The sequence below is a fragment of the Mycobacterium sp. genome (assembly GCF_049673265.1).
Classification (GTDB): domain Bacteria; phylum Actinomycetota; class Actinomycetes; order Mycobacteriales; family Mycobacteriaceae; genus Mycobacterium.
Map to the genome: position 1 here is coordinate 1 of NZ_JBATXN010000355.1, position 2,082 is coordinate 2,082.

The following is a 2,082-nucleotide window of genomic DNA, read 5'->3' on the forward strand; positions in this document are numbered from 1 at the left end:
ACCCGATTTCAGTGCAGTCGATGTGCACGACCAAGACGCACGACATCAACTCGACCCTGCAGCAGATCGCCGAGCTGACCGCCGCCGGCTGTGACATCGTCCGAGTGGCTTGCCCACGCCAGGAGGACGCCGACGCGCTGCCGGCGATCGCTAAGAAAAGCCAGATTCCGGTCATCGCCGACATCCATTTCCAGCCCAAGTACATCTTCGCTGCGATCGAGGCCGGCTGCGCTGCGGTGCGGGTCAACCCCGGAAACATCAAGGAATTCGACGGCCGGGTCGGCGAGGTCGCGAAGGCCGCAGGCGCGGCCGGAATCCCGATCCGCATCGGCGTCAACGCCGGCTCGCTGGACAAGCGGTTCATGGAGAAGTACGGCAAGGCCACGCCGGAGGCGCTCGTCGAGTCGGCGCTGTGGGAGGCCTCGCTGTTCGAGGAGCACGGCTTCGGCGATATCAAGATCAGCGTCAAGCACAACGACCCGGTGGTGATGGTCGCCGCCTACGAGCAGCTGGCCGCGCAGTGCGACTACCCCTTGCACCTCGGCGTCACCGAGGCCGGCCCGGCATTCCAGGGCACGGTCAAGTCCGCGGTCGCCTTCGGCGCACTGCTATCACGGGGCATCGGCGACACCATCCGCGTGTCGCTGTCCGCGCCGCCCGTCGAAGAGGTCAAGGTCGGCACCCAGATCCTCGAGTCGCTGAACCTGCGGCCGCGCGGGCTGGAGATCGTGTCCTGTCCGTCGTGCGGTCGGGCCCAGGTCGACGTCTACACCTTGGCCAATGAGGTCACCGCCGGCCTCGATGGCCTCGATGTACCGCTGCGGGTGGCCGTGATGGGCTGCGTCGTCAACGGGCCGGGGGAGGCGCGCGAGGCCGACCTCGGCGTCGCCTCGGGTAACGGCAAGGGTCAGATCTTCGTCCGCGGCGAGGTGATCAAGACCGTGCCCGAGGCGCAGATCGTCGAGACGCTGATCGAGGAGGCGATGCGGCTGGCGAGCGAACACGCCACCGCACCCGGCGCGGCGACAGCTACTGGTTCACCGGTTGTGACCGTAAGCTGAAGACGGCCGGTTGGCCACCGTCTCCACCGAAAGAACCACTATGTCGGCTGCGCCCCTGTTCCGTCTGGCCGATGAGCGGCGAGTGTCGCGTGCGCGCGATCAGGCTGCGGTGCGCCGGGTGTTCGACGAGGACCCCGTCGGATCCTGCATGGTGGCCGCGCGGGTGGCCGACCACGGCATCGACCCGACGTCGATTGGCGGGGAGTTGTGGACGCGGCGCGGCGCCGAGGAGTCGCTGTGTTACGCCGGCGCCAACCTGATCCCGCTGCGCGGCGGGCCGGACGACTTGCAGGCGTTCGCCGAGGAGGCGATGAGCACGTCGCGGCGGTGCTCGTCGCTGGTGGGGCGAGCCGAGTTGGTACTGCCGATGTGGCGGCGACTGGAGGGCGCCTGGGGTCCGGCGCGCGATGTGCGTGAACACCAGCCGCTGCTGGCCCTCGACCGCATGCCTGGTTGCATGCTCGACACCGACGTGCGTCAGGTGCGGCCGAACGAGCTCGAGCCCTACCTGGTGGCCGCGATCGACATGTTCATCGGCGAGGTGGGCATCGACCCGCGGGTCGGTGACGGCGGTCTGGGCTACCGGCGCCGGGTCGCCGGCCTTATCGCGGCCGGTCGGGCGTGGGCCCGCTTCGAGGACGGCGAGGTCATCTTCAAGGCCGAAGTCGGCTCCCAATCGCCGGCGGTCAGCCAGATCCAAGGGGTGTGGGTGCACCCGGAGTGGCGCGGCCAGGGCCTGGGCGCCGCCGGGACGGCGACGCTGGCGGCGGTGATCGTCGGTACCGGGCGGATCGCCAGCCTCTACGTCAACCACTTCAACGCGGTCGCGCGCGCCACCTACGCCCGTGTCGGCTTCCGCGAAATCGGCTCGTTCGCGACGATCCTGCTCGACTAACCCGGGGCGCCTGCCCCGAGATCGACGCCAGTGCCCTCAATCGCGGCGGATCTTGGCTCTCACGTCAATCTCGGCGCGCTGACAGGTCGCTGCCGGTTAGCCCGGCGCGCCGGGACCGCCCGGGTT

General features: G+C 69.4%; 2 protein-coding genes. Both read left to right on the forward strand.

Annotated elements, in window-relative coordinates:
• Window positions 1-1,061: flavodoxin-dependent (E)-4-hydroxy-3-methylbut-2-enyl-diphosphate synthase (ispG, locus tag WBF82_RS12250; RefSeq protein WP_424383294.1), on the forward strand; the 1,061-nt coding region annotated here is incomplete at its 5' end.
• A gap of 40 nt (window positions 1,062-1,101) precedes the next feature.
• Complete coding sequence (locus WBF82_RS12255; protein ID WP_424383295.1) at window positions 1,102-1,956, forward strand: GNAT family N-acetyltransferase; 855 nt, start codon at window positions 1,102-1,104, stop codon at window positions 1,954-1,956.
• The last annotated feature ends 126 nt before the right edge of the window (window positions 1,957-2,082 follow it).